Below are 4,666 nucleotides of genomic sequence, written 5' to 3' on the forward strand. Positions count from 1 at the left end.
TCAAACGCCCAAATATTGATGCTGGATCTCTTTATTGGCCAGCAGCTCGTCCGGATCAAGCTCGCAGACGATTCTGCCTTTGTTCATAATCAGGATTTTATCGGCGACCCTGCACGCCAGCGCAATGTTCTGCTCGACCATCAGGATGGATAAGCCGGTCTCCTTCAAGCGGATGACAATGTCCCCGATCTGATCGATAATGATCGGCGCAAGGCCCTCCGACGGCTCGTCCATCAGCACGAGTTCCGGATTGGTCATCAGCGCCCGTCCGATCGCCAGCATTTGCTGCTGCCCTCCGGACAATTGGTTCCCCATGTTCTTTTCCCTTTCCTTCAGAACCGGAAACAAATCGTAAACCGCCTCCAAATCCCAAGCGTTTCCGCCGTTTTTCGGATTCGGGCGGGCCGACATCGTCAAATTCTCCTTGATCGTCAAGGAAGGGAAAATTCTTCTGCCCTGCGGAACGAATCCGATGCCCATCCGCGAAATTTTCCACGAGGGCTGGCTTTGAATCGCTTCCCCCTGAAACACCACCGAGCCCGAGCGGGAAGGCGCCAAACCGGAGATCGTATTGATCGTCGTCGTCTTGCCGGCCCCGTTGCGTCCCAGCATCACATAGCATTTGCCCTGCGCAACGGAAAAGGATATTCCCTGCAAGATATGACTGTTGCCATAATAGGTATGCACATCCTTAAGCTCCAGCATGCTTGGCCCCTCCCCCAAAATAAATTTCCGTCACCTTTTCATGCCCGCGGATTTCCTCCGGCTTGCCCGACAGGAACACTTCCCCGTGATGCAGCACGGTGATCCGCTCGGCAATCGAGAACACCACTTCCATGTCATGCTCGACGACCAAGAGCGCGATGCTTTTCGGCAGGCTTTGGATCAATTCGATCGTCCGCCGCGTTTCCGCCGGCGACATGCCCGAGGTCGGCTCATCCAGCATCAGCAATCTGGGCTTTAAGGCAAGCGCCAGCAGCAGCTCCAGCAAGCGCTGCTCCCCGTAGCTCAGCTCTTTGACCAGCCGCTTGCGCCTGTCCCATAAATCCCAATCGTCCAGCAATTGCTTGGTGCCCTCATAGATTTCCGAGTATTTTTTCGCCGATTTCATGATCTGATACCGGTACGATTTATTCGACAGAACGGAAAGTTCCAGATTTTCTTCCAGCGTCAAATTTTCAAACAGATTGTTTTTCTGAAAGGTTCTCGCCATCCCGCTGGCCACACGGACGTGCGCCGGAGACTGGCCGATGTTTTTGCCTTCCATCACAATCGACCCCGCATCGATCGGAATGACGCCCGTGATCGCGTTGAACAGCGTCGTTTTTCCGGCCCCGTTCGGTCCGATGATCACGTGCCTTTCCTGGGGCTGAACCTCAAGCGAGACGTTCTGCAGCACGGGAAGGCTGCCGTATGATTTGTAGATTCCTTGGACCTGAAGTAAGCTCATCGGACTGCCTCCTTTTGTTCCCGATCAAGTGAATCCGCTTCGCCGCCGGACCGCTTTTTCCCCAAAAGCGCAAGGAGATTCACGATGCCCCCTTTTCTCAGGAGAACGAAGGTGATGAAAATAATTCCCATGATCATCGGCCAGCGTTCCGTATAGGAGCTCATATAGTTTTGCAGGATCAGGAAAAATCCGGCGCCTACCGCAGGCCCGATCAGCGTCCCGACTCCGCCGACGATGACCATGATCAGCACCTGTCCCGAAAACAGCCAGATGATTAAATCCGGACTGACAAATACATTATAATAAGCGTACAGCGCTCCCGCCAAACCGGCCAGCATGCCCGAAAGCGTATAGGCCAGCAATTTGTACGTGCGAATATTGTAGCCCAGCGACTTCATCCGGTTCTCGTTTTCCATCACGCCTTTAATCACCTTGCCCGCGGGGGACGACGCCAGTTTGCGCAAAAATAAATAACTCAGCAAAAAGAGAATGCCTGTCACGACATACATCATATTGGGATCGACAATCGGGCCGAACCCGAAGTCCATAACGGCGGAAACCTTCTTGCCGTCCGCCCCTCCGGTGATCGGTTTCAGCTGCCAGACCAAGGCATACAAAAGCTGCCCGAAGGCGAGCGTAATCATCAGAAAATAAAAGGCCGATGTGCGGATAAACAAGCTGCCCGAGATCCAGGCGATGAGGCCCGAAAAAACGACAGCCAGCAATATCAGGACATAGGTGTTGGCGATGTGATCGCCGGCCAGCGCGATCGTATAAGCGCCGATGCCGAAAAACGCGGCATGTCCCAGCGACACCAATCCCGCATAGCCCATCAAATAACCGAGACTCATCGCGAAAATGGCCATGATGAAAATTTCCGTGGTCAGCAGCACCCCGTACGAGGAAACCATAAAGGGCAATGCGACAAACAGCGCGATCCCGAGGATCGTCCATACGCTTTTGCTTGCTGATCTCATATGACGTTCCTCCTTCCGAACAAGCCGGAAGGCTTGATCATGAGCACCGCAATCATCAGCAGGAAGATGATGACCATCGACAAGGCCGGGAACCATACCTTCCCAAGCGTTTCAATCAAGCCGACAAGGATCGCCGAAACAAACGAGCCCTTCCAGGAACCCAGTCCCCCGATGACCACCACGATCAGCGAGGTCACCAGAATATCCGAGTCCATCCCCGGATACATCCCGATGATCGGACCGCCCAGGACGCCGCTCAAGCCCGCCAGACCCGCGCCGAACGCAAACACGCCGGAGAACAGCAGGTTCACCTTAATCCCGAGGGCGCTGACCATTTCACGGTCATCGACGCCGGCCCGGATCATCGAGCCGATCCGCGTCCTCGTTTCCATGTACCATAGAAAAATCGCGATGACAGCTCCGACCAGCACGACAAACAGCCGATACACCGGAAACGCGACATTGCCCATCGGAATGGAGGTATCCAAAAGCGCCGGCGTCGGAAGCATGTGCAAATCCGTCCCCCAAATCCACTTCACGCCATCGGCCAGCATGAAAGCCAGCCCGAAGGTCAACAACACTTGCTCCAATTCTTTTCCGTATGAGTTTTTCAACAAAAACCGTTCAACGATCACTCCGAAAATGGCCATGGCGATCACCGAAACCACGATCGCCAGCCAAAAGCTGACCTTTCCGTTCAACAGCGAGAAGGAGATGTAGCCTCCGAGCATAAAAAAAGTTCCGTGGGACAGATTGACGATGTTCATTACCCCAAGGATGATCGACAATCCGACCGCAATCAAAAAAAACAGCATCCCGTAAGTCAGTCCCGTCAACAGCTGCACGGATAAAATGGATAAAGACAAACCTATACCCTCCCTGTAACAAAGAGATTGTGGGAAGGGAAAACCCTTCCCACAAAAAATTGTGTGTTATTCACTTGCTGAATTACTTAACCGGCTGGTCGGGCATACCTACTTCTTTTATGGTTTCCAGCACTTTAAAGGTATTATTCCCGTCTTGCTTGACCACTTCTCCGACATAGAAGTTCTGAATCGGGTTGTGCGTGGCCGGGTCAATCTTGATCGTGCCTCTCGGGCTGTCGAACGTAATGCCGGGCAGCACTTTGATGAGTGCCGCAGCATCGGCACTGCCCGCTTCCTTAACCGCCTTCTCGATAACGATAGCCGAGTCGTAGCCTTCCATCGTAAAGAAATTCGGCAGCTTGCCATAGGCTTTTTGATGGGCTTCCACAAATTTTTTGTTGACCGCATTATCCAGCCAAGGCGTATACGGTGTCGCTGCGATCAAGCCCACTGCGGCATCCGCTGCCGGGAGCATTTCCAGCGTATCCGCAAATTCCAATGTGCCCGTCAATTTTACGGATTTCTCCAGACCGAATTCATGATACTGCTTCAAGAACTGAATACCCGAGGCGTCCGGGATGAAGCCGAATACGAAATCCGGTTTCGCTTCTGCAATTTGGGTCAGATAGCTGGCAAAGTCGTTCGTTCCCATTTTCGGGAAGACTTCCGCGACAACCTTTCCGCCGGCCTTTTCGAACTCATGCTTGAAGGAAGCCAGCACCTCATGTCCGGCCGGGAAGTCCGGTCCGATCGTAAATGCCTTCTTGCCGACATTCTTGATCAAATAATCCACGCCGGCGGTTCCATTTTGCCAGTTGGAAATCGAAATCCGGTAAACATAATCGCTTTTCTTACTCCAGGACAGCTCATTGCCCGCCGCGTTGACGTCGATCATCGGCAGCTTGTCCTTTTCAACCTCGTCTCTCAGCGCATAAAGCACGGCCGAGGAAACCGGCGCTACCAGAATGTCGATTTTGTCGCTGGTCACCAGCTTGCGGTATTTGCGCAATGCGGTCTGCGGATTCGACCCGTCGTCCTCATAAACCACTTCCACTTTATGGCCGTCGATTTGATATCCGATGCTGTCCAGATACAATTTCAGCCCGTCGATTTCACTTTGGCCCGATATGGCCAAAGGTCCGGAGGTATCTACCATCATGCCGATTTTAATCGGTTTTTTCTCGGCTCCTCCGGCATTGCCGCTGTCGGCCGGAGCCGCGCTCGGGGATGCGGCCGGAGCCGGACTGCCGCTGTCGGACTTCCCGGAATTGCTGGAGGTATTGCCTCCGCATGCCGCCAATAATACCATCATGACTGCCAAAAGCAAACCTATCATTCTCTTTTGATAAAAACGATTCACTGGAATCCAGTCC

Annotated in this window: 5 protein-coding genes; all 5 read right to left on the minus strand. The window is 53.2% G+C overall.

Translation table 11 applies throughout. The features are described from left to right. On the minus strand, positions 1–705 hold the full coding sequence (locus VF724_RS20905) for an ABC transporter ATP-binding protein (protein ID WP_371756169.1): 705 nt from the start codon (positions 703–705) through the stop codon (positions 1–3). After that, on the minus strand, positions 692–1,450 hold the full coding sequence (locus VF724_RS20910; RefSeq protein WP_371756170.1) for an ABC transporter ATP-binding protein: 759 nt from the start codon (positions 1,448–1,450) through the stop codon (positions 692–694). Before VF724_RS20910 ends, VF724_RS20905 begins: the two co-directional genes overlap by 14 nt. Further along, positions 1,447–2,427 (minus strand): branched-chain amino acid ABC transporter permease, encoded by a 981-nt coding sequence (locus VF724_RS20915; RefSeq protein ID WP_371756171.1) that lies wholly within the window; start codon positions 2,425–2,427, stop codon positions 1,447–1,449. Before VF724_RS20915 ends, VF724_RS20910 begins: the two co-directional genes overlap by 4 nt. Beyond that, positions 2,424–3,242, minus strand: coding sequence for a branched-chain amino acid ABC transporter permease (locus VF724_RS20920; protein WP_371756172.1), 819 nt, complete (start codon positions 3,240–3,242; stop codon positions 2,424–2,426). Before VF724_RS20920 ends, VF724_RS20915 begins: the two co-directional genes overlap by 4 nt. 133 nt (positions 3,243–3,375) lie before the next feature. Next, a complete protein-coding gene (locus VF724_RS20925) occupies positions 3,376–4,629 on the minus strand; it encodes an ABC transporter substrate-binding protein (RefSeq protein WP_371756173.1) in 1,254 nt (417 codons plus the stop codon). Positions 4,630–4,666 lie beyond the last annotated feature (37 nt).

The sequence above is a fragment of the Ferviditalea candida genome, assembly GCF_035282765.1.
GTDB lineage: Bacteria > Bacillota > Bacilli > Paenibacillales > KCTC-25726 > Ferviditalea > Ferviditalea candida.

What these genes read in the sequence shown, in the direction of transcription:
- VF724_RS20920 (WP_371756172.1), bottom strand. Translation starts at nt 3,242, where the DNA reads ATGCTGTTTTTTTTGATTGCGGTCGGATTGTCGATCATCCTTGGGGTA.
- VF724_RS20915 (WP_371756171.1), bottom strand. Translation starts at nt 2,427, where the DNA reads ATGAGATCAGCAAGCAAAAGCGTATGGACGATCCTCGGGATCGCGCTG.
- VF724_RS20905 (WP_371756169.1), bottom strand. Translation starts at nt 705, where the DNA reads ATGCTGGAGCTTAAGGATGTGCATACCTATTATGGCAACAGTCATATC.
- VF724_RS20925 (WP_371756173.1), bottom strand. Translation starts at nt 4,629, where the DNA reads ATGATAGGTTTGCTTTTGGCAGTCATGATGGTATTATTGGCGGCATGC.
- VF724_RS20910 (WP_371756170.1), bottom strand. Translation starts at nt 1,450, where the DNA reads ATGAGCTTACTTCAGGTCCAAGGAATCTACAAATCATACGGCAGCCTT.